Below are 19,068 nucleotides of genomic sequence, written 5' to 3' on the forward strand. Positions count from 1 at the left end.
CAATATCACCAAGCTGACTTTGCTCAGTCCATTGATTTTAGCTACGCCCTCTCAGAAGGACACCACCACGGCGTAGAAATAACTCAATGTGATAAATTTTTTTATTCGCTTTACATGCCCCTCTAGCCGCAAAAAAACTTCATCGTACCGCCATCTCAGCTTAACCCTATTGTCATTAAAAACCGCCAGCATAGCGGTGAGATCACTTACTGGTTATCGCCATGACAAGCTGCCACCTACCCGTCCATGCTTATTTTTCTGTCATTTCATCGTGGTCACGGTCAGGGGGGGCTAAGACTCAGAGAGGGTATATCCGCCATGCACTTATCTAGACCACCGACCAGTTATCCCACCCGCTATCAACAAATTGCGGCCCAATTGGAGCAAGAACTGCGTGGCGCCTATCGCTGTGGCGATTATCTGCCTTCAGAGCAACAGTTGGCTGACCACTATCAAGTGAACCGCCACACCTTACGGCGGGCAGTGGATGAATTGGTCGAACGCGGCTGGTTACAGCGCCGTCAGGGCATCGGCATTTTGGTGTTGATGCGCCCTTATAACTATCCGCTGCATGCCAATGCTCGCTTTAGCCAGAACTTACTCGATCAAGGGAGTGACCCCACCAGTGAGCGCTTACTTGCAGTTCTACGTCCTTGTATTGAGCATGTAGCAAAAGCGCTGTCACTGACCGAAGGGACGCCTGTTATCCATCTGCGCACGTTACGGCGTGTCAATGGTGTGCCAGTCTGCGTTATCGATCACTACCTGCCAGACCTGAATTGGTGGCCTGTTCTTCAACAGTTTAACGCCGGTTCACTACATCAATTTATCACCCAGCATCTACAACAACCGCTGCGTCGCAGCCAGACCCGAATCAGTGCGCGACGTGCTCAGGCAAAAGAGAGCCGTTTGCTTGAAATTGCTACCCATGCGCCGCTGCTGTGTGTACGAACCCTGAATGTCTGTGCTGATAGCCAGCAAGTGGCGGAATATTCCGTCAGCCTGACCCGTGCCGACATGATTGAACTGACCATGGAGCACTAAATGGAAAGCGCCTCTACACCTCGACAGAGCTGGATGTCAGTGCTGGCTCATAGCCAACCGGATGAATTACTTGCCCACTGGCAACCATTGAATTTATCACCGCACTATCAGGTTATCCGTGCACCGGAAATTGGCTTGAACCAATTGCAAGCCAGAATGGGGGGCACAGGCCGTCGGTTTATTCTCGGTGATATGACCATTACCCGTGCCGTCATTAAGCTCAATGACCACGCGGATATTTACGGCTACAGCTACATCGCTGGGCGCAATAAACCTCATGCTGAACTTTGCGCACTGCTCGATGCTTTGCTGCAACTGTCTACTGTTAGTACCACATCGGCGGGATTAAACGAATTGTTGCTTAATACCGTCATTTACCCGCTGGCAGCAGTACAACAGGAACGGCGGGAATTACGCGCTCGTGCCATCGCCACCAGCAAGGTTGATTTCTTCACATTGGTGCGAGGAGAAGATTGATGACTATACTCAGCCATTTCGACCATCCGGTTGACGATGCCCAACACGCTTTTCGGCGTATTCTCAAAGCATTAAGCGAACCCGGTGTGCTGGTTTCATTGCCACATAGCATGGGTTGGCAGCCATTGACCCCCGCAGCAACCAGCATTCTGCTAACACTGGCAGATCAGGAAACACCACTCTATCTAGAGGCCCCGCTGAACAGCGATTCTGTGCAACAGAATTTACGCTTTCACACTGGCGCGCCTTTGGTCGCCAGTAGCAGTGATTCCAGTTTTGCTTTATTTAGCAATGCGATAACAGAGAAACAGATTGCGAACTGCCCGGTGGGTAGCGAGCTGTCTCCGGAACACTCTGCCACGGTGATTGTTCAGGTTGATAGTCTGCACCAAGGCGTGCCGCTGCGCCTACACGGACCGGGCATTGAACACCGTCGTACCGTCGCGCCACAACTGCCAACCTCCGTATTGAATTACCTGCTCAACCGCCCTGCGGCATTCCCTGCGGGAGTCGATTTCTTACTGACCTGTGGTGAAAACCTGATGGCTATTCCACGAACCACCTATGTGGAGGTGTGCTGATGTACGTTGCAGTCAAAGGTGGTGAGAAAGCTATTGCGGCAGCCCATCAATTGCTGGAACACCAGCGGCGGGGTAACACACAGATCCCGGCTGTCGATTGCGAACAGATCGAGCAGCAATTAGGTCTGGCGGTGGATCGCGTGATGACCGAAGGCGGTATTTATGATCGCGAACTGGCGGCATTGGCGATCAAACAGGCCAGTGGCGATCTGGTGGAAGCCATTTTCCTGCTGCGCGCTTATCGCACGACCCTACCTCGTCTGGCAATCAGCCAGCCGCTGGCAAGTGAAAATATGCGGCTAGAACGACGTATTTCAGCCATTTACAAAGATTTGCCGGGTGGACAAGTGCTCGGCCCAACCTACGATTACACCCATCGTCTGTTGGATTTCACCCTGTTGGCCTCCGGCGATACCCCCCATATCCGTAAAGGCAGAGAAACAGCACCGGACGTATTTTCACAAAATCCTTGCACTCATGTGTTTGATTTATTAGCACAAGAACAGTTAGCGAAAGTCGAGTGTGATAACGGTGCCCAGCCGGAAGATATCACCCGCAACCCGCCAGTTTACCCCTGCAACCGCTCGGCTCGGCTGCAACAACTGGTGCGCGGCGATGAGGGCTTTCTGCTAGCACTCGGTTATTCCACTCAGCGCGGTTATGGCCGCACACATCCCTTCGCCGCCGAAATCCGTACCGGCTACCTGACCATTTCCATCCAGCCCGAAGAGCTGGGTTTTGCTATCGATATTGGCGAGATCTTGCTCACTGAGTGCGAAATGGTGAATGGATTTGTTAGCCCGGAATCCGAGCCGCCACATTTTACTCGCGGCTACGGGCTGGTCTTTGGGCGCGGTGAGCGCAAGGCAATGTCGATGGCATTGATGGATCGCGCACTGCAAAGTCGTGAATATGACGAAAACGTCACTAGCCCAGCGCAGGATGAAGAATTTGTTTTGGCGCATGCCGATAACGTCGAAGCCGCCGGTTTTGTTTCTCACCTTAAATTGCCCCATTACGTCGATTTTCAGGCTGAACTGGAGCTACTGAAACGTCTGCGCCGTGAACATTTGTCATCCCCCCTACAGTCATCCTCTCGAGCACAGGAGCCACATCATGACTGACGTTCTCACCGGCTACAATCTGGGTTACCTAGATGAGCAGACCAAACGAACGTTACGCCGCGCGCTACTTAAAGCTGTGGCGATCCCCGGTTATCAAGTCCCGTTTGGTGGACGTGAAATGCCGATGCCTTACGGTTGGGGCACTGGAGGCATTCAGCTAACGGCCTGTCTAATTGGCCGCTTTGATGTCTTGAAAGTGATTGACCAAGGGGCTGATGACACCACCAACGCGGTATCGATCCGCCGCTTTTTCCAGCGCGTCAGTGGAGTTGCTACCACGGAAAAAACCACCGATGCCACGTTGATCCAAACCCGGCATCGCATCCCTGAGACACCGTTAACTGAGGATCAGATCCTTATCTATCAAGTGCCGATCCCCGAACCACTGCGGTTTATTGAACCACGCGAAACCGAGACGCGAAAAATGCATGCGCTGGAAGAGTATGGCGTGATGCAGGTGAAACTGTATGAGGATATCGCGCGCTACGGCCATATCGCCACCACCTATGCCTATCCGGTGAAAGTGAATGATCGCTACGTAATGGACCCGTCGCCGATCCCAAAATTTGATAACCCCAAAATGCATATGATGCCCGCTCTACAACTGTTTGGCGCTGGCCGTGAAAAACGCCTTTATGCTCTGCCGCCCTTTACCAAAGTGGAAAGTCTGGATTTTGACGATCACCCATTTACCGTGCAGGAATGGAATGAACCCTGCACCCTGTGCGGCTCGCGTCACAGTTATCTTGATGAAGTGGTCATGGATGATAGGGGCAGCCGGATGTTTGTCTGCTCGGATACGGATTTTTGTCAGCAGCAATTAGCGCAGGGTGCCGCGCAAAATAACCTGACTCAGGAGGGAGCAATCCAATGATTACCGCACAAAAACAGGCCACTGCTCATCCACTGTTGTCTGTGGAAAGTCTCACCCACTTATACGCGCCGGGTAAAGGGTTCAGCGATGTCTCTTTCCAACTGTACCCCGGTGAAGTGTTGGGGGTTGTGGGTGAATCCGGTTCAGGGAAAACCACGCTACTGAAATCCATTTCGGCCCGTCTGGCCCCCCAGCAGGGGCAGATTATTTACCGCCCTGACACGCAGTCATCTGTTGATTTATATCAGATGGCCGAAAGCCAGCGCCGCCGCTTGCTCCGCACCGAGTGGGGAGTGGTTCATCAGCATCCACTCGATGGTCTGCGCCCACAGGTTTCGGCGGGTGGCAATATTGGTGAGCGCTTGATGGCTATCGGCCAGCGTCACTATGGCGAAATACGCCAACAAGCAGGCCGCTGGCTAGAAGACGTCGAAATTCCACTCTCCCGATTGGATGACCTGCCCACCACTTTCTCTGGCGGTATGCAACAGCGGCTGCAAATTGCCCGCAATCTGGTGACGCATCCCAAACTGGTATTTATGGATGAACCCACAGGCGGACTGGATGTCTCCGTGCAAGCTCGGCTATTGGATTTGCTGCGCAATCTGGTGGTGGAAATGCAGCTAGCCGTGGTGATTGTCACCCATGACTTAGGGGTTGCTCGCCTACTGGCAAACCGCCTGTTGGTGATGAAAGAAGGCCGGGTCATTGAAAGTGGCCTGACCGACCGGGTACTCGATGATCCGCATCATCCTTATACCCAGTTGTTGGTGTCATCGGTGCTGCAAAACTGATTTTCAGCTTTCGGCCCTAATCCGTAAGTCAGCTAACGAGAACTCACTATGAACCCCCTGCAACTCAAAGTTGAAAATCTCAGTAAAACCTTCGTGCTGCACCATCAGCACGGTATTCACCTACCGGTGCTACACCAAACCTCTCTGGAGGTCAGCAAAGGTGAATGTGTGGTGTTGCACGGTCATTCCGGCAGCGGTAAATCCACTCTGCTACGCTCTTTATATGCCAATTATTTACCCGACAGTGGCCATATCTGGGTCAACCATCAGGGAGAGTGGCTGGATATCGTCACCGCCGAAGCCCGACAAATTATGGCAGTGCGCCGTCATACTGTGGGCTGGGTCAGTCAGTTCTTGCGGGTGATCCCTCGGATCAGTGCGTTGAATGTGGTGATGCAGCCCTTGCTGGAACTGGGGATAGAACGAAGTTGGTGTCAGCAGCGCGCTCAGGATTTGTTGACGCGCCTTAATGTGCCGCCACGGTTGTGGGATCTGGCTCCGTCAACCTTCTCCGGCGGCGAACAACAGCGGGTGAATATCGCCCGCGGTTTCATCGTGGACTACCCCATTTTACTGCTTGATGAGCCAACCGCATCACTTGATAGCACCAATAGCGCGGCGGTGGTTGATCTGATTAATGAAGCCAAGCAGCGCGGAGCTGCTATCGTCGGGATTTTCCATGATGAAAATATACGCAACCTTGTCAGTGACCGCCTGCTGGTGATGACCCCACCACCTTCTCATGTCGGCACGGAGATCCCCGCATGATCCTCAATAACGTTAATCTTATTCTTGAAGAAAGCGTGGTCAACGGATCACTGGAAATCCAAAATGGCGTGATCCGTAGCTATAGCGATCGTCCCACTCAACTTTCTGCCGCGATTGATGGGCAAAATAGCTGGTTATTGCCAGGGCTTATCGAGCTGCATACCGACAATCTGGACAAATTTTTTACACCGCGCCCCAAGGTTGATTGGCCAGCCCACTCAGCAATGAGCAGTCACGATGCCTTGATGGTTGCCAGCGGGATCACGACGGTTTTGGATGCTGTCGCCGTCGGTGATGTGCGCGATGGTGGCCATCGGCTGGATAATCTGCAAAAAATGATTAATGCAGTGGTGGATAGCCAACGGGCGGGATTGAATCGGGCTGAGCATCGGATTCATCTGCGCTGTGAGTTACCTCATGACAGTACCCTTCCCTTATTTGAAAAACTAATGATGCAGCCGGAACTGTCATTGGTATCACTAATGGATCACTCACCGGGTCAGCGCCAATTCGCCTCACGGGAGAAATACCGCGAGTATTATCAGGGCAAATATCACCTTAATGATCAACAGATGGTGGAATTTGAAGAGGAACAAATCACTCTTTCCGCTCGCTGGTCAGGGCCAAATAGAGAAGCGATTGCCAGCCACTGTCGCCAGCAGGGAATCGCACTCGCTAGCCACGATGATGCCACCGCCGAACATGTGGCGGAGTCCCAAGCTCTGGGCAGTGTGATTGCGGAGTTCCCCACCACCGAAGTGGCGGCCAGAGCCTCACATCAACATGGATTACAGGTCTTGATGGGCGCGCCCAATATTGTTCGGGGCGGTTCTCATTCTGGTAATGTCGCCGCCCACCAGCTCGCATCACTGGGAGTATTGGATATTCTATCTTCTGATTATTACCCAGCCAGCCTGTTGGATGCGGTATTTCGTATCGCACACGATGAAACCAACAGCTTCACGTTGCCGCAGGCGGTCAATTTAGTCACGCGCAACCCTGCCAAGGCTTTGGGGCTAAGAGATCGCGGGGTCATTGCAGAAGGCAAACGAGCGGATTTGATATTGGCACGCGCTCATGCGGGTTTGCAGAGCCAACATGTTTACGTGCAAAACGTCTGGCGTCAGGGAATACAGGTGTTCTGATGGCGCGCTTAATCTATCTAATGGGGGCTTCCGGTGCAGGCAAGGATTGTCTGCTGTCCGCTCTGCGGGCAGCCATGCCCACCAATATGACGGTGGCGCACCGCTATATCACTCGCGAGGCCCATGCAGGCGCAGAAAACCATATCGCCTTGAGTGAGCAGGAATTTCTATTGCGGGCCAAACAGGGATTATTTGCCCTGTTTTGGCAGGCACATCAGTACCATTATGGGATAGGTATTGAGATAGATATCTGGCTGCAACACGGATTGGATGTGGTAGTGAATGGCTCCAGAGCTTATTTACCCGAAGCCGAACAGCGCTATCACCACCAATTATTGCCACTGTGCCTGACGGTTTCACCCACGATTTTGAGGCAACGGTTACAACAACGTGGGCGTGAAAATAGTGAGCAAATAAGTGAACGCTTACTGCGAGCGCAATATTATCAGCAACAACTGCCAGATAACTGTCTGCAACTTTGTAATGATGGTGAATTGCACCATACGCTAAAGCAGTTTCAGCAATTATTGGCAGAGACTATCCCTTTAAACAATGAAATAGGGAATCAAACATGGAACTCACATTGTTAGGTACTGGCTGCGCCCAACAAGTACCGGTGTTTGGTTGTGACTGTGTGGTTTGCGCAAAAGCCAGAGTACAACCGACTTTACGCCGTAAACCTTGTAGTGCCATGTTGCGTTATCAGGGGGAAACAACGTTGATTGATGCGGGGCTGCCAACACTGGAGAGCCAATTTACGGCGGGGGAAATTCAGCGTTTTTTGCTTACACATTACCACATGGATCATGTTCAGGGGTTATTTCCGTTGCGTTGGGGGTGTGGAAATGCGATCCCGGTTTATGGTCCGCCGGATCCAGACGGCTGCGATGATCTGTTTAAGCACCCGGGAATACTGGCTTTTCAGCCGCCCTTAAGCCCATTTAAATCGCACCAATTTGGCGATTTACGGGTGACGCCGATCCCCTTGAATCACTCCAAAATCACCTTTGGTTACTTGCTGCAAAGCCCAAATCGGACCATTGCTTATTTAACTGACACCCTCGGGCTGCCTGCTGACAGTGCGCTATTTTTGGCCAGTAAAGAGATTGATTTACTGGTCGTCGATTGTAGCCACCCGCCACAAACACCACCGCCACGCAATCATAATGACGTGATAATGGCACTCGCCATCAGTGAATTATTGAGGCCGAAAGTGACATGGCTGACACATATCAGCCACCAGTTGGATGCTTGGGCGCTCGACAACACACTCCCCGCAGAGGTGGTGATTGCCCAAGATAACCAGACAATATCCTTATTATGATGCGCGCTGCATCTGGGCGGAGGTCAAAATTTTAACCCCTTCTTGTGGTGGGGCAAAAGCCTCATCCAGCAGTGCCTGCGCCACATCTTTGGCCTTAATTAAACGCCATTTGTCTGGCAATAAAGCAAATAGGGGAGCACTGAGACTTTCCATTAAGCGTGGTGTTGTGCGCTTACCTGCCAACATGGAGGGGCGAGCAATAGTGAGTTGCGGCCAACCTTGGTTTTGTAAATCTCGCTCGGCTTCGCCTTTGGTGCGATTATAAAACATCCACGAGTGGGGATTGGCTCCCATCGCACTCACCAGTAAGAAATGCCGAGCGCCCAACCGTAAACCGGTTTCGCCCGCGACCAGCACCAGCCGATAATCGACCTGACGAAACGCCGCCTGACTACCCGCTTGCTTGCGCGTCGTCCCCAGACAGCAGAAGACCAAATCCACCGGTTCAACCAAGGTTTTCAGCAACTCGGCGATATTCTCACCTTGTGGATTCATCAGTTTGTTCATATTGGGCAATGGCTTACGCGTTGGTGCAATGATCGATGTCACTCTGGCATCCAAACGTAGCAAGCGCAGTAATTCGCCGCCCACCAAACCACTTGCTCCCAGCAATAATACCTTCGCCATCTGACCCCCTGATAAAAACACCTGCGCCACCACGGTATGGAGGCAATGATTAAATCAATTGCGATTGATAATACATACAAGAAACACTATGACATAACACCGAAAAACAGCCAGTTATAATCAGAGCCAAGAGACTATGCCCCAAAGTCATTGGCGTTATAGCTAGGCGGTAAGCGAGCTTATCCCGATGAGCCTATTCAAATAAGGTCAACAACAAGGTCAGTGATTCGGGTAAGTGAACGCGCCCAACACCCCTCCAGCTTCAAGGTCGAGGGGCATTCCAATGCAATTTTTTGCCAAAACCGAGGGTATTATTGGTCATCTTGATTTCCAGCAACGTCAACTGCCAGAGAGGGGCACAAGCCACTTTTGCAACGGGGAAGCGGCGGCAGTAACGTTGGCGGGCGGCATCTTCGGCTTCGCCCTGTAATGGGGCTATTTCACCGCGATATTGAATACCTTTGATCAAAGCCACGGTGCGTGGTGCCGTGGCAATAGTGCCGACAACCTGCGGATTAATCTGCATCAGTTCACCGTGGCGGGTATGTTTTTCTGTCATCAGATAAAGCGCCATTTGTGCTTCATCAAACACATAAAAACAGTTGGCGCACCACATATCCATACCGCTGCCAGCGCACAGCGTCAGTACATGTTGCCGGCGCAGGAAGCGGGTAATGAAGGCTAAGTCATCAGGGTTATTCAGGTCACGCATTATTCATATCACTCACTGGCTGAAAAGCAGCCTTGAGTGTACCTCAACTTCGTCTTTCTACTAGCTTTGCCACAATAGACGATCACGGGATGTCAGTGTTTCTGCCGGTAAAGTAGCGAGTGCCGCCTGATAGCGCTGGGCATCTTTTGGGTAACCTCTGGCGGCTTGCAATAACAGCCGCAGCGCACTGTCATAATCGATACCACGCAAATCACGGTAAGGCCATAATTCAGGTTCGGCAATAAAGGGCAGCAAATAGTCGATACCCTGTTGCACATTACGGCCATCCTGCACCCACTCCCAGCGATCAATTTCGACATGCTCACCATAGCGGCAAAGCAGCAAATGCGCCTCCAGATTAAACAGGGAATAATGGAACGGCACTGTTCGTTCCAGCTCCATCCACTGTTTACCGTCTTGAGCAATTTGCGCTGCCAGCCGCTGGGTTATTCCTTGCCGAATGATGGTGGAAACCAGCCCACGATCACCATAGAACATAGCGTTGGCTGCGCGCTGTACGTCATACCAAGTGCCGTGATTGTTGTGCCAGACATATTCAGAGTGGCCCACTTCACTGTGGAACATCCAGTGGTTAAAGTCGCGGAACCATTGCTGCAAAACCGCAGTATCCTCGGTATCCAGCAGTTTAGCCGGCAATATCAAACCGACGGTATCAATCACCATCCACATCAGGCGGGTATCAATTAACCCCGTGCCGCGACCAGAGACAATCCCGGGAATGGCCTGACCATAATTCAGGTGTGGATTCATGCGCGTTTTAGCATCTAAAAACCAGCAACGAATCTGTTCCGCCGCCACCTGCGCATACCGGCTGTTGCCGGTAAAATAGTAGGCTAACCCCAGTGTCAAACAGCGGTCACACATGCGCACAATACGCTGGGTGTCAGTATCGTCATTTTGACTCTGCGGATTAGTATGACCATCACGCCGAACATAAGGCAATCCGTTGGGTTTACGCGGATTTGGCCACCAGTAAGTACCAAAACTGTAATAATCATGAATGTCACCGCTGACGGGCAGCAGCGTCTTGTGTGTCACACTCTCCGGTGGCTGATCCCGTAGGGCATCTGCTTCACTTAATAACCGACGCAACGCCGGTTGCAAAGGTGAAAAAGGCTGCTGTAATACCGCCTTAGCTTTGATTAAGCAGTCAGTATCCAGCGTGTACAATTTCATCGGTGCCGCAGATGTTTTTATTGGTGTCATGGGCATGGCTTCCTTTATACCGCTTGGCAAGCAACCCGCTCGCCAGTTGCGGCATCGAAAATGTGGATACCAGCAAGTTTCGGTTGCAGATAGACCGTCTCGCCCTCGTTTACCGCCAGACGCTGCTTAAACACCGAGGTAAAACGTCCGCCGCCCGTGCTGCAAAATAGCTGCATATCCGAGCCCGTATTTTCAATGGCAGTAATGGTCGCTTTCAGCGCACTGGCGCTGTGAGTCTCGTCCACCACATTGACCTGCTCCGGGCGAATGGCGTACACCACACTTTGCCCTTGCGTCACTTGTAAACCAGCAGGCAGTGTCAGTAAGGAGCCATCTTCCAGCCGCAGTAGGAATTCCCCGCTCTGCTCCACAACGGTGCCTTTCAACTGATTGATCTCTGGTGATCCGATAAAGCCGGCAACAAACAGATTGGCTGGGCGATCATAAAGATCTAATGGCGACCCCACTTGCTCAATTCGCCCTTCGCGTAGCACCACGATCATCTGCCCCATGGTCATTGCTTCTATCTGATCATGCGTCACATAAACTGAAGTGGTTTTCAGCCGCTGGTGCAATTCGCGGATCTCACCACGCACTTGAGTACGCAATTTGGCATCCAGATTTGACAATGGCTCATCGAATAAAAAGACCTGCGGATTACGCACAATGGCTCGCCCCATGGCAACACGTTGGCGCTGACCGCCGGAGAGATCTTTAGGTAGCCGCTCCAGCAGTGCCTGTAAGCCCAATAACTCGGCCGTGGTTTCCACTTTTTTACTGATGTCAGCTTTAGACATTTTGGCCATTTTCAGCGCAAAACCCATGTTCTCGCGCACGGTCATCTGCGGATAAAGAGCGTAGCTTTGGAACACCATGGCAATATCGCGCATCTTAGGTTCGACGTCGGTGACATCTTTATCATTAATTCCTACCGTGCCACCGGAGATCTCCTCCAGCCCTGCTATCATCCGCAATAAGGTGGATTTTCCGCAGCCACTAGGACCCACCAACACGCAAAACTCACCATCAGGAATTTCCAGTGATACGTCGCGGATCACATGGGTGTCACCGTAAGATTTACAGACATTTTTAAGTACAACCGATCCCATTTTGTTTCTCCCTAGCCTTTAACCGCGCCAGACATGATCCCGCGATTGAAATGTTTTTGCAGACCCAGATACACGATGATGCTTGGCAACATCGCCAGCAGAGTGATGGCAATAAAGATGTTTGGTGTGATGCTCTCGTCGGTACGTAAAGTGCCGAGGATCACCGGAATGGTATTCAGGCTGTCCTGATTCACCACGATCAATGGCAGCAGGTATTGGTCCCAAATCATGATGAAGCCGAAGGTCACGACCGTACCCAATGCCGGTTTAACCAGTGGCAGGATGACGTGGAAGAAAATTTGCCATTCACTGGCCCCATCAATACGTGCCGCCTCTTCCAGCTCTTTCGGGATAGCCGCCATAAATTCGGTCAGAACAAAGATTGAGAAAGCCCAGCCGACTATCGGCAAGATCATGCCCAAATAGCTGTTGTACAGCGAAGCATCGATCACTGGCAGTTGCCAGTTGATGATCATATAGAGAGGGATGGCGATCACTTCTTCCGGCAACATCATGGTCGAAAGAATGATCAAGCTCGTCAGAGAGACCCCTACAAACTTTTTACGGGCCAGCGCATAAGCGGCTAACGCACTGACTGACACCTGTAAAATCGTACCGAAGAACACCACGATGATGGAGTTCAGCAGGTATTGCCAGACGCCGATATCCATCCAGGCAAAGATAAAGTTCTCCCATGAGAACTGATTTGGCCAGGCCAGTAGCTCACCAGGTTTGACCGGCGCGCCGCTAAATGCGGTGGCGATGATGCCCCAATACGGACCAACAAAGACCACCAGCAGCAGGCCATAAATTATCCAGCGGCCGATACTGTTCCACGTTTTACTTTTCATTACCAGTCTCCGGCTCAGGTTAGTAACGGGCGATACGCTTTTTCAATGTGAGGTGACAAATCGTCAATACCACAGTGAAAGCGAATAACAGGAAGGAGACCGCTGACGCATAACCATAGTCAAACTGCTCAAAGCCCAGCTTGTAGATATGAGTCATGATCATCTCTGTTGCATTTGACGGACCACCGCCTGTGGTGGCATAGACTTCAGCGAATACACGAAAACCACGGATAAACGACAACATCAGTACCACAGAAAGTGCAGGGATCATGCCCGGCAACGTGACGTAACGCAGGCGGTTCCACCAGTTGGCTCCATCCACATTCGAGGCGTCATATAAATCGCGGTTAATACCCGCTAACCCGGCAATAAAGATAACCATGTTGTAGGGCACGGCTTTCCAGATATGCAGCATCATCACCGTCCACAGCGCCTGATCGGTATCTGCCAGAAAACCCTGCGCTTCAATGCTGAACCACGACAGAATATGGTTCACAACACCGTTACTGGTTGGATTAAACAGAATCCGCCACATTTCAGCGACGATCGCCGCACTGGTTACCGCTGGTAGGAAGATCGCGGTACGGATAAAACGCAGATGCCGAGCTGGCCCTTCTAATAGCATGGCTAAAAAGAAGGAGATGAAAGCGGCCACCACCATGGTGACCACCACATATAACAGGGTGTTGAAAACGGCTGAATGCAGTGCTTCATCACCCATCGCGCGGGAAAAGTTATCAAACCCGACCCACTCATTTGGCTGGTTAAAGTTAACCTTGTAAAAACTCATCACCAACCCTTGTAACATCGGGATGAATTTAAACCAGGTGAAGATGACCAGTGCCGGGGCCAGAAACAGCCACGGGACCAGATTACGTTTTAGTCGGGGGGTTAGCGTTATCATGATTTACTCACTGCCCTAAGACATTCTGTTTAGCCAACTCATCATTCACTTTCTGATTCACTGCTTTTAATTCAGCAGGGATATCACTGTCACAGCTAGCTAAGATGCGGTTGAAGCCTTCAGCCGTCACTTGACGAATTGGCGTCCAGTTAGGTACTTGTGGAATATAGCGGCCATGTTCGGCATACAAATCAGCAAACATTGCCCAGCGAGGGTCGTTATAGACGGCTTTGGTATCAACTTGTTTATTAATCGATAACCGCACGACTGGCATATTGTTGCTGCCCATGCCCATGCCGATTTGCTGGCCTTCCGGAGAGATCATAAATTCAATGAATTTCTGAGCAGCTTCTTTCTGTTTGCTGCTTTTCATCATAAACACCGTCGTACCCTCAGCCAGTGTTGCCTGCCCTTTTGGCCCCGTCGGTGGCGGGATCACTTCGAAAGCGTCTTTACCGGGATCTTTATCAAATAAGGCGATGTGATAAGGGCCAGAGAAGAACATGCCACTTTGACCAGAGCGGAATGAAGGGATGGCATCAGCAGTGGTGGCGTTAATTGCCCCCGGCTGGACAGTTTTATCGCACACCATGCCACGCATGAAGCTCAGGGTTTCAGTTGCGGCTGGCTCTTCCAGTGAACCTTTAAACTTGCCCTCACCTGCCGGGCGAATGAAGTCGCCCCCAGCCTGCCAAAGATAGGAACTGATAAACCAACTGGCGTAACCACGGGTAGTTGAACCCGGCAGAATAAAGCCGTAGGTGTCATTCTTACCATTACCATCTGGATCATTAAAGGTAATAGCTTTCGCCATTTCACTGATATCTTGCCAGTTTTTAGGTTGCTCTAACCCCAGCTTCTCCCGCCAGTCTTTACGTATAAACAAGGCAAAAGTTTGTGCTGAGGTCGGTACACCATAATATTTGCCATCAATATATTGCGCACTCTTCCAGGCGGTTTCGAAGATATCTTCCCCACCAATAATGTTTTTCGGCTCAATCGGCTCAACAATACCCAGTTGAACGAACTGTCCAATAGCCACGGCATCGTTGAAAATCAAGTCCGGTAGTGCGTTACCCGCAGCAGCCCGCGCTAGACGCTGTTCAAAATCGGTTGTTGCATTGAAATATTCAATTTTGATACCGGTTTTTTTCTCAAAAGTGTCAGCTTCTTTTTTATAAATATTTTTAGAATCATTACTGGCGCGGATCCACACTTGCAAGGTTTCCGCCGCGTGAAGGGAAGGAATCCCCATGGCTAAATAAGTTAATAACAGCAAAGATTTTATTTTTACTTTTGACATTATCATTTTTGTCTTCATCTCAGCGTCCTCGTTGATATCTAATTTTTTTGAATTTACCCAGAGGTTTAAATAACAGAATAAAATCACGAAACACTCGATAACATTAGAACTCAGAGGAAAACAAAAAACTACACCATAAAAAATAAAACTTAATTCCATTTATAAATTTCTGCTTGAGATCACACTTGAAAAATAATACAAAAATCACAAAAAACAAAAATATTCATATAAAACAATAAGATTAAATATTCATTTTAAAAATTAAAAAAATGGTGTAATTATTTTAATTGGCTAAAAAACGTCTAAAATAGAGATTTAACTTGATGACAATCACAATTTAAATCATTTATTTACAGATAATTTATAAGATCGACTTGGATCACAAAAGTCCAAAAACTTTGCCCTAGAATTCAAATCCTCGTGAAATGGAACAGTGTTCTTTTTTATAAAAAGAGTACGAGAATAGTCAATAACCTTGTTTTTATTAGGTGAAAAATCTATTTGATAAAAAATGATAAATTAATTAAATGAATCAATTTACTTTATTTTTAATCATGTAAAACATAAAGAATAAGGAAAGTAATGATGAAAACTCTGGGTAAAAAAAACCTATTACTGGCTATTCTTCTAGGATCGTCGCCATTTATTTATGCGGCAGAAAGTCACCCATTACTATTAAAAGTGGACGACATAAACTATAGCATTGATCAAGTTAAGCAAAATAATCCACTATATGAAAAATCCTATAAAAATCTGATAACTAAGGCTGATAAGGCACTAAAAAAACCACTCTATTCCGTAATGGATAAAAGCCTGTTGGCCGCCAGTGGTGATAAACATGACTATTACAGCTTCCCGCCTTATTGGTGGCCAGACCCAAGCAAGAAAGACGGTATGCCTTATTTGCGCAAAGATGGGGAAACAAATCCAGACGCCAATAGTGACGCCACTGATAAAAAACGCATGAACAGTTTCAGTGAGGATGTCTATTATCTGGCATTGGCTTACCGCTTTACTGGCAAGCCGGAGTATGCCGAAAAAGCACGAGACCAATTGGTCAACTGGTTCGTCAATCCCAATACCCGAATGAATCCGAATCTACAATATGCGCAAGCTATACCAGGAATTAATGAAGGCCGCGGTATTGGTTTGATTGATAGCCGGGCGCTTGTCGATGTTATTGACGCAGTTGAATTGATAAGACCGGCCAATGTGCTCACTGAAAATGACTATCAGGCAATCAAACTTTGGTACAAAGATTTTTATCAATGGATGACGACCAGCCAGAACGGCTTTGAAGAAGATAACTGGCACAATAATCACGGCACCTATTTTGATATGCAGGCCGCCTCTTTTGCGCTGTTCAGCGACCAAAAAGCTGCCGCGCAGAAACGTTTGGAAATCACTCAACTGCGCCGCATCCCATCGCATTTTGATATCCAAGGCCGCCAAAATGCAGAACTGGAACGCACTCGCCCGTGGCATTACAGCAATTTTCATCTGGAAGCCTACAACAAGCTAGGCCGTCTGGGAGAAGTAGCCGATAAAGATATCTGGAACTTTAGTCTGGACGAACACAGTCTGAAAAAAGGCTATCAATATGTAGCTGGTTTTATCAATACCGACCAAGCCTGGCCATATAAAGACTTAGATGGCGTGCAAGATAAAAAAGCGCTGGTCAATATGATGGCAGCCGCACGAGCCTACCCGGCAGACCCTGATTTCGAGCAGAAAGCACAATATCTGATAGCCAAATACCCTGATGCTGTTGAAATCCTGCTCTACCCAATAAAACAAAAATAAGCCAATACCCACAACTATTGGAGTTGCAGGCAGGCGGCTAGCGAACTCATCCCGATAAACTAACCCAACGAGTTGATTCGGATGATAAATCTGTTGAGAGCTGGTTTGAACGTGGCCTAGCGCAGCCTCGAAGAGGCAAGGCCCAAGGATGGGCCGAGTAATAGAACGCAGCTAACAATCCTGCGACTTCAAATATCAAGGGTATAGCCGAGGAAGCACCAGATATGAAGCAGTTTACAGACAGGCAGATGGTTGAAATCCGCCAGAGAGTTGTACAACATCCGGAGATTATTGCCACACTGATTGCGGATAATCAGGTGGTTTTGGGCTCGGAAACACGGGTCCCCGCGACCGGAATCGCCACTTGGAACCACTACTATTATTGCCCAGACCACGGTGTGCGGTTGGAGTGGGATCTTAATTCCCCTACCCAACACCGTTGCCCGGTGGACTCACAATTGTTTAGTGGCGAACCTTATGACGGTGCTTGGTGGCGGGCACTCAATGGCCTGAATGCCAAAGCCTGTAATCAGTTGGGCTTACTGTGGCAATTAACCGGTGAAATAACCTACTTCAATAAAGTACGGGATATTCTCATCAACTACGCCCACTACTACCCTGACTATCAGGTGCACGGCGGCATCCCATACAATGGGCCGGGTAAAGCCAATGCACAAACGTTGTGTGAAGCCAATTGCCTGCTCGATTTTGCACTGGGTTATGATTTTATCGCCGATGCACTCAGTCAGGAACAGCGTGACTGCATTGCCGGGCGCCTATTACGTGAAGGCGCTGATTTTCTGATGCAGCACCGCACTCGTCAGTTACATAATCATGAAGTCAAAATCAGTAGCGCGATTGCCGTGATAGGTCTGATTCTGGCGGAAGAACACTATATTGAGTTTGCCGTTAATGACGATTACGGCCTGCGCTATCAGTTGGAGCATGGGCTATTCAATGAAGGATTGTGGTTTGAAGGCTCAGTGCATTATCACTTTTATGCGCTGCAAGGCTTTTGGTCATTTGAAAAACTGGCCGCGGGGAGCCAATATAGCCTACTGGCCCTGCCATACTACCGCGATATGCTTAGTTTTCCGCTTAAGCTGTTGATGCCAGATGGCACCTTCCCACGCATTAATGACTGTACTGCCGGACAGGAACAGCTCAATCATGCTCACTTATATGAATTTGCCTTTAAAACTTATGGCAATGATGAATATGCTGCCGCCCTGCACCATATTTATCGTCAACAACCCCGCCTCAATCTGGATGCTTTGCTGTACGGTGTCGAGACATTACCGCCACAAATAATTGATGTCATTCCAACGGATACCTTGCATGCCCCAGACTGCGGTTTAACCATTTTACGTCAACCACAGTCTGGCCGAGCTTTACTGGTCAAACACAGTCCTTATGGGGGTGAGCACGACCATTATGATCGACTGAATTTAATCCTGTTTGAGCAACAGCACGAGATCTTGCCGGATTTAGGCACCACTGGCTATGGCGCGCAATTGCATTATGGCTACTACAAAAACAGTGCGACTCACAACACGCTGAGTATAAATCAGGCGAACCAACCGCCGGCAGTTCCGGTGATTCATAACTGGCATCAATCTGCAAACTACAGTTGGTTGGATACTGAGGTGGATTGGGGCCAAAAAGCGCCGGAGTTGGATAGCCATACCCGCGTACAATGGGATTGCGAAGCCTATCGTGACGTTAAATTCCGCCGCCGTATTCTCTGGCTAGAAGATGCCATCATCGATATCAGCAGCATTATCAATCCACATCAACAACAGTGGGATTGGACACTACATATTGATGGGAACGCCATACTGAAGGAGGGGGAAAACATCACGTTAAGTGGTAGCGGGCCATTGCAATATCTGCATCAGGTCACTGCCCGGCAGCTTCAAACGATCACCCAGTGCAACTATCAAACCACAGCGCGCCCACTCTCATTGTGGCTAGCCGCAGATGCCACCTTATTGCAAGGCTTAGCACCAGCCAACCCATCAGTGCGTGATATAAGCTATTTAATTTTACGTAACCGCCAGCCTGAAGCTCAGATAACCTGCGTGTTTGATATGAACAATCACGACCCGCTTTCACAGGTGCAGGTGGAGAATGATGGCGAGATACTCTCTATCGAATTGACTCGCCAACAGAAGATAATACACGTCAAAGTCCCTTTAACGCGCAGCAGCCTGCCGCTATTCAGTTAAGTTTATTCATGTAGGGGTAGCCCTTGCCCCTCTTTCCCCACACTTATCGCTGCTCAAGGGATCAATCCCAGCATATCCTCCCTGATAATGGGGAATATGGCGAAAAAGTGCCTTATAATGTGATTTAGTTAGCATTTACTGCATAAGATAAATATGCATTTCTATGCAAAAAA

General features: G+C 49.5%; 19 protein-coding genes. 12 read left to right on the top strand and 7 right to left on the bottom strand.

Annotated features, from left to right (window positions below; translation table 11 throughout):
• Positions 1–318 precede the first annotated feature (318 nt).
• From phnF to phnP, 10 genes are read left to right on the top strand one after another with little or no spacing between them, the layout of a single operon-like run.
• Positions 319–1,044: a phosphonate metabolism transcriptional regulator PhnF gene (gene phnF / locus HUZ92_RS16655; RefSeq protein WP_050099905.1), complete on the top strand. Its 726-nt coding sequence runs from the start codon at positions 319–321 to the stop codon at positions 1,042–1,044.
• Positions 1,045–1,521: a phosphonate C-P lyase system protein PhnG gene (gene phnG, locus HUZ92_RS16660; protein WP_050099903.1), complete on the top strand. Its 477-nt coding sequence runs from the start codon at positions 1,045–1,047 to the stop codon at positions 1,519–1,521. It abuts the gene before it with no gap.
• A complete protein-coding gene (gene phnH / locus HUZ92_RS16665; protein ID WP_050099901.1) occupies positions 1,521–2,102 on the top strand; it encodes a phosphonate C-P lyase system protein PhnH in 582 nt (193 codons plus the stop codon). The genes phnG and phnH overlap by 1 nt, the downstream gene beginning before the upstream one ends.
• Positions 2,102–3,226 carry a carbon-phosphorus lyase complex subunit PhnI gene (locus HUZ92_RS16670; protein WP_050099899.1) on the top strand — a complete coding sequence of 375 codons (1,125 nt, stop codon included), beginning with the start codon at positions 2,102–2,104 and terminating at the stop codon, positions 3,224–3,226. The genes phnH and HUZ92_RS16670 overlap by 1 nt, the downstream gene beginning before the upstream one ends.
• Entirely contained in the window at positions 3,219–4,100 is an 882-nt protein-coding gene (locus tag HUZ92_RS16675) for an alpha-D-ribose 1-methylphosphonate 5-phosphate C-P-lyase PhnJ (protein WP_050140966.1), read from the top strand. The genes HUZ92_RS16670 and HUZ92_RS16675 overlap by 8 nt, the downstream gene beginning before the upstream one ends.
• On the top strand, positions 4,097–4,894 hold the full coding sequence (phnK, locus tag HUZ92_RS16680) for a phosphonate C-P lyase system protein PhnK (protein WP_050099896.1): 798 nt from the start codon (positions 4,097–4,099) through the stop codon (positions 4,892–4,894). The genes HUZ92_RS16675 and phnK overlap by 4 nt, the downstream gene beginning before the upstream one ends.
• 48 nt (positions 4,895–4,942) lie before the next feature.
• Positions 4,943–5,662, top strand: a complete 720-nt coding sequence (gene phnL, locus HUZ92_RS16685; protein ID WP_050099895.1) for a phosphonate C-P lyase system protein PhnL — start codon at positions 4,943–4,945, stop codon at positions 5,660–5,662.
• Positions 5,659–6,807 carry an alpha-D-ribose 1-methylphosphonate 5-triphosphate diphosphatase gene (gene phnM, locus HUZ92_RS16690; protein WP_050099893.1) on the top strand — a complete coding sequence of 383 codons (1,149 nt, stop codon included), beginning with the start codon at positions 5,659–5,661 and terminating at the stop codon, positions 6,805–6,807. Before phnL ends, phnM begins: the two co-directional genes overlap by 4 nt.
• On the top strand, positions 6,807–7,397 hold the full coding sequence (gene phnN / locus HUZ92_RS16695) for a ribose 1,5-bisphosphokinase (protein ID WP_050295925.1): 591 nt from the start codon (positions 6,807–6,809) through the stop codon (positions 7,395–7,397). Before phnM ends, phnN begins: the two co-directional genes overlap by 1 nt.
• Positions 7,379–8,131 (top strand): phosphonate metabolism protein PhnP, encoded by a 753-nt coding sequence (gene phnP / locus HUZ92_RS16700; RefSeq protein ID WP_050099889.1) that lies wholly within the window; start codon positions 7,379–7,381, stop codon positions 8,129–8,131. Before phnN ends, phnP begins: the two co-directional genes overlap by 19 nt.
• Here the strand turns inward: phnP and HUZ92_RS16705 are convergent.
• The 7 genes from HUZ92_RS16705 to HUZ92_RS16735 form a co-directional block, all read right to left on the bottom strand.
• The gene (locus HUZ92_RS16705; RefSeq protein WP_050099888.1) at positions 8,126–8,758 is read right to left on the bottom strand and encodes an NAD(P)H-binding protein; all 633 of its coding nucleotides are present in this window, start codon (positions 8,756–8,758) and stop codon (positions 8,126–8,128) included. The genes phnP and HUZ92_RS16705 overlap by 6 nt on opposite strands.
• A 262-nt stretch (positions 8,759–9,020) precedes the next feature.
• On the bottom strand, positions 9,021–9,470 hold the full coding sequence (locus HUZ92_RS16710; RefSeq protein ID WP_050099886.1) for a YhbP family protein: 450 nt from the start codon (positions 9,468–9,470) through the stop codon (positions 9,021–9,023).
• Between the two features lie 60 nt (positions 9,471–9,530).
• Positions 9,531–10,697 carry an alginate lyase family protein gene (locus HUZ92_RS16715; protein WP_050099884.1) on the bottom strand — a complete coding sequence of 389 codons (1,167 nt, stop codon included), beginning with the start codon at positions 10,695–10,697 and terminating at the stop codon, positions 9,531–9,533.
• A gap of 14 nt (positions 10,698–10,711) precedes the next feature.
• Positions 10,712–11,806 (bottom strand): ABC transporter ATP-binding protein, encoded by a 1,095-nt coding sequence (locus tag HUZ92_RS16720; RefSeq protein WP_050099883.1) that lies wholly within the window; start codon positions 11,804–11,806, stop codon positions 10,712–10,714.
• A gap of 11 nt (positions 11,807–11,817) precedes the next feature.
• Positions 11,818–12,657 carry a carbohydrate ABC transporter permease gene (locus tag HUZ92_RS16725; protein ID WP_050099881.1) on the bottom strand — a complete coding sequence of 280 codons (840 nt, stop codon included), beginning with the start codon at positions 12,655–12,657 and terminating at the stop codon, positions 11,818–11,820.
• A gap of 19 nt (positions 12,658–12,676) precedes the next feature.
• Positions 12,677–13,561 carry a carbohydrate ABC transporter permease gene (locus HUZ92_RS16730; RefSeq protein ID WP_050110295.1) on the bottom strand — a complete coding sequence of 295 codons (885 nt, stop codon included), beginning with the start codon at positions 13,559–13,561 and terminating at the stop codon, positions 12,677–12,679.
• Positions 13,562–13,568: 7 nt separating this feature from the next.
• Entirely contained in the window at positions 13,569–14,882 is a 1,314-nt protein-coding gene (locus tag HUZ92_RS16735) for an ABC transporter substrate-binding protein (protein ID WP_050100138.1), read from the bottom strand.
• 564 nt (positions 14,883–15,446) lie between these two features.
• Here HUZ92_RS16735 and HUZ92_RS16740 point away from each other — a divergent pair.
• Positions 15,447–16,667 (top strand): alginate lyase family protein, encoded by a 1,221-nt coding sequence (locus HUZ92_RS16740; protein WP_072086639.1) that lies wholly within the window; start codon positions 15,447–15,449, stop codon positions 16,665–16,667.
• Between the two features lie 224 nt (positions 16,668–16,891).
• On the top strand, positions 16,892–18,895 hold the full coding sequence (locus tag HUZ92_RS16745) for a heparinase II/III domain-containing protein (protein ID WP_145580081.1): 2,004 nt from the start codon (positions 16,892–16,894) through the stop codon (positions 18,893–18,895).
• The last annotated feature ends 173 nt before the right edge of the window (positions 18,896–19,068 follow it).

Source organism: Yersinia vastinensis (assembly GCF_902726565.1).
GTDB lineage: Bacteria > Pseudomonadota > Gammaproteobacteria > Enterobacterales > Enterobacteriaceae > Yersinia > Yersinia vastinensis.

What these genes read in the sequence shown, in the direction of transcription:
- HUZ92_RS16740 (WP_072086639.1), top strand. Translation starts at nt 15,447, where the DNA reads ATGATGAAAACTCTGGGTAAAAAAAACCTATTACTGGCTATTCTTCTA.
- HUZ92_RS16720 (WP_050099883.1), bottom strand. Translation starts at nt 11,806, where the DNA reads ATGGGATCGGTTGTACTTAAAAATGTCTGTAAATCTTACGGTGACACC.
- phnL (WP_050099895.1), top strand. Translation starts at nt 4,943, where the DNA reads ATGAACCCCCTGCAACTCAAAGTTGAAAATCTCAGTAAAACCTTCGTG.
- HUZ92_RS16670 (WP_050099899.1), top strand. Translation starts at nt 2,102, where the DNA reads ATGTACGTTGCAGTCAAAGGTGGTGAGAAAGCTATTGCGGCAGCCCAT.
- HUZ92_RS16735 (WP_050100138.1), bottom strand. Translation starts at nt 14,882, where the DNA reads ATGAAGACAAAAATGATAATGTCAAAAGTAAAAATAAAATCTTTGCTG.
- phnF (WP_050099905.1), top strand. Translation starts at nt 319, where the DNA reads ATGCACTTATCTAGACCACCGACCAGTTATCCCACCCGCTATCAACAA.
- phnH (WP_050099901.1), top strand. Translation starts at nt 1,521, where the DNA reads ATGACTATACTCAGCCATTTCGACCATCCGGTTGACGATGCCCAACAC.
- phnP (WP_050099889.1), top strand. Translation starts at nt 7,379, where the DNA reads ATGGAACTCACATTGTTAGGTACTGGCTGCGCCCAACAAGTACCGGTG.
- HUZ92_RS16705 (WP_050099888.1), bottom strand. Translation starts at nt 8,758, where the DNA reads ATGGCGAAGGTATTATTGCTGGGAGCAAGTGGTTTGGTGGGCGGCGAA.
- HUZ92_RS16745 (WP_145580081.1), top strand. Translation starts at nt 16,892, where the DNA reads ATGAAGCAGTTTACAGACAGGCAGATGGTTGAAATCCGCCAGAGAGTT.
- phnK (WP_050099896.1), top strand. Translation starts at nt 4,097, where the DNA reads ATGATTACCGCACAAAAACAGGCCACTGCTCATCCACTGTTGTCTGTG.
- HUZ92_RS16715 (WP_050099884.1), bottom strand. Translation starts at nt 10,697, where the DNA reads ATGACACCAATAAAAACATCTGCGGCACCGATGAAATTGTACACGCTG.
- HUZ92_RS16710 (WP_050099886.1), bottom strand. Translation starts at nt 9,470, where the DNA reads ATGCGTGACCTGAATAACCCTGATGACTTAGCCTTCATTACCCGCTTC.
- phnN (WP_050295925.1), top strand. Translation starts at nt 6,807, where the DNA reads ATGGCGCGCTTAATCTATCTAATGGGGGCTTCCGGTGCAGGCAAGGAT.
- HUZ92_RS16675 (WP_050140966.1), top strand. Translation starts at nt 3,219, where the DNA reads ATGACTGACGTTCTCACCGGCTACAATCTGGGTTACCTAGATGAGCAG.
- phnG (WP_050099903.1), top strand. Translation starts at nt 1,045, where the DNA reads ATGGAAAGCGCCTCTACACCTCGACAGAGCTGGATGTCAGTGCTGGCT.
- HUZ92_RS16725 (WP_050099881.1), bottom strand. Translation starts at nt 12,657, where the DNA reads ATGAAAAGTAAAACGTGGAACAGTATCGGCCGCTGGATAATTTATGGC.
- phnM (WP_050099893.1), top strand. Translation starts at nt 5,659, where the DNA reads ATGATCCTCAATAACGTTAATCTTATTCTTGAAGAAAGCGTGGTCAAC.
- HUZ92_RS16730 (WP_050110295.1), bottom strand. Translation starts at nt 13,561, where the DNA reads ATGATAACGCTAACCCCCCGACTAAAACGTAATCTGGTCCCGTGGCTG.